At 53.8% G+C, this 2,432-nt stretch carries 2 protein-coding genes; both read left to right on the forward strand.

The window, feature by feature from the left end:
- Nucleotides 1-134 precede the first annotated feature (134 nt).
- On the forward strand, nt 135-752 hold the full coding sequence (locus Xvie_RS20000; RefSeq protein WP_086110845.1) for a recombinase family protein: 618 nt from the start codon (nt 135-137) through the stop codon (nt 750-752).
- On the forward strand, nt 739-2,432 hold a 1,694-nt coding region (locus Xvie_RS20005), incomplete at its 3' end, for a DUF4158 domain-containing protein (RefSeq protein WP_139838921.1). The genes Xvie_RS20000 and Xvie_RS20005, both read left to right, overlap by 14 nt.

Consider the following 2,432-nt stretch of genomic DNA (forward strand, 5'->3'; position numbering starts at 1 on the left):
TGACGGAAATCACTTGTTTTCCGTCATATCCTGCCGCTGGAGAAAATTGAGGTATAAACTCCTTATTTTTTACGTGACAAACACTGTCGGAATGAGACATTGTACGACAAGCTCAATTTTAAGGTTTGTCGTACATGTTGATTGGCTATATGCGAGTATCAAGCAATGATGAACGTCAGTCTGTTGCTTTGCAGCGCGATGCATTGATTGCTGCCGGAGTCGACCCCCGCCATTTACATCAGGATCATGCCTCTGGTGCGCGCGATGATCGCCCGGGACTTAAGACCTGTCTTGCAGAGGTGCGCGAAGGTGACGTGTTGATAGTCTGGAAACTGGACCGGCTTGGTCGCTCACTCTCACATTTGATCCGAATTGTAGAAGACCTGAAAATTCGCGGTGTCGCCTTTAAGTCATTGACTGAAGCCATCGATACAACAACGCCACACGGCTCGTTCCTCTTTAATCTTTTCGGTACTCTCGCTGAATATGAAAGAACGCTTATCACGGAACGTGTTAATGCGGGCCTGGCTGCAGCTCGCCGGCGGGGGCGAAAAGGTGGAAGACCACCGGCGATAGATGCCGAAAAGGTTGAGCAGATCCTCACTGCTCTGGAAACCGGTGCCAGTAAAGCGTCAGTGTGTCGCACATTCAGGGTACCGCGCTCGACACTCATTGATACGCTGCGGCGAATCGGCTGGACCGGGCCTGGATCCTGCAATCTGAAGGCGGACCAGGCCGATGTCCTTTCTTGACGCCAAATCGCACGATACCCTTTTTGCGTTGCCTGAGATTTATGAGGAGGCGCTTTCCCGGTTTGCACTGTCCGGCGAGGATGTTGCATTCGCCAGATCGCATCGTCGGTCTCATAACCGCCTTGGTTTTGCTGTTCAGCTCGCACTTATCCGCGACCTCGGCCGTACACTGCGTGCAGGAGAGGTTCCTACGGGGGCGGTTATCGCTGTTGTTGCGGATCAACTGGATATTGACCCTGCCGTTTTTACGCTTTACGCCCAACGTGAGGAGACTCGTCGGGAGCATGCCCGCGAAATTGTTTCAGCCCTGGCTCTTCGTTCCGTTCGGGTCAGCGATTACAGAATGCTCATTCTTGCGGCCGCACGCGAGGCAGCAACCACCGAACGGGGGCTGCCAATAACCAGAGCGGTTATCGACCAACTGAAGGACAAAAAGTTGCTGGTCCCTGCCCCGACACAACTCATTCGCCTGGCGATGGCGGGTCGGGCAGCCGCCCGCCGACTGTCCTACCGGGAGCTTATCAGGGATCTGGAACCTTCATCCATCACCGCACTTGAGCAACTGCTTACCGAACGAGCCGGTGAAAGGAGCCTTCTTGGCTGGATAGCTGAAGCGCCGGAGGGGGTGAAACTCAAAAATCTCAGAGGACTGATTGCCCGGCTGGAGGTATTACGAGCAGCGGCAATCTCCGATGAGCAACGCAAGAGGATCCATGTAAACCGTTACGGCATTATTGCCCGCGACTCTCGTGTTTTACATGCACGTGAGATACAACGTCTGGCGCCCGAACGACGACGTGCCACGCTGACAGCCTTCACCATCGAAAAGCAGGCGGCAATTACCGATCTGGCTATTGATATGTTCTGCAAATTGATTGGCAGCACGAGGCGCAAGGCAGAGATAAGCCAGAAGGAGCGTCGGCTGAAAGCCGCTGAAGTGCTTGAAGTCGTGGCTTTGGATCATATAAAGCTGGGTCAGGCGCTTCTGGATGCCCGTGACGGCAAGACAGATTTTGCGTCAGCGATAACGGCATCCCTCGGCTGGGACGGTTTGATCGCCAGCATGGAGGCTGCTGCTTCTGTAGCATCTCCCCATCGCAATACAGAATTTGACGAGCTTATCGGACGGCAAAAATCATTACGTAAGCTGGGTCGGCTCATTTTCGGCGCATTTTCCTTTAGGGCATTTCGCGCGGATGAACCGATTCTGCTGGCTGTAGATCATCTGCGTGCACTCTATCGCGGTCGAAAACTCCCCTCGCGGGTACCGCTCGATTTTATGTCCCGTAAATGGCAGCGGCGTGTCAGTCCGGGCGGGGGGAATACAGATTTTCAGGCATGGGAGGTTGCCGTATTTGTTCATCTACGGGAGCGGCTGAAAACCGGAGACATATGGGTTGATGGCAGCAGGGCGTGGCGCAGTTTTGAGGATTATCTTCTGCCGCGACATGTTTTCAACCAGATGCGTGCGGAATCACGGCTCGGACTTGCTATCCCTGACAATTTTTCACAATGGCGTGCGGAGCGTACCGCCACACTTAATGCAAAACTAAAAGCGCTGGCAAACGCCGCTGCTGATAATGCCATACCCGATGCAGAGATTTCCGGCAATGGGCTGTCCGTTTCACCAATTCGCGAGGAAGACAGCGACAGGATTACCACACTTAGTCGTAAGTTATA

Origin of the sequence: Xenorhabdus vietnamensis, from assembly GCF_002127535.1 — a bacterium.
GTDB lineage: Bacteria > Pseudomonadota > Gammaproteobacteria > Enterobacterales > Enterobacteriaceae > Xenorhabdus > Xenorhabdus vietnamensis.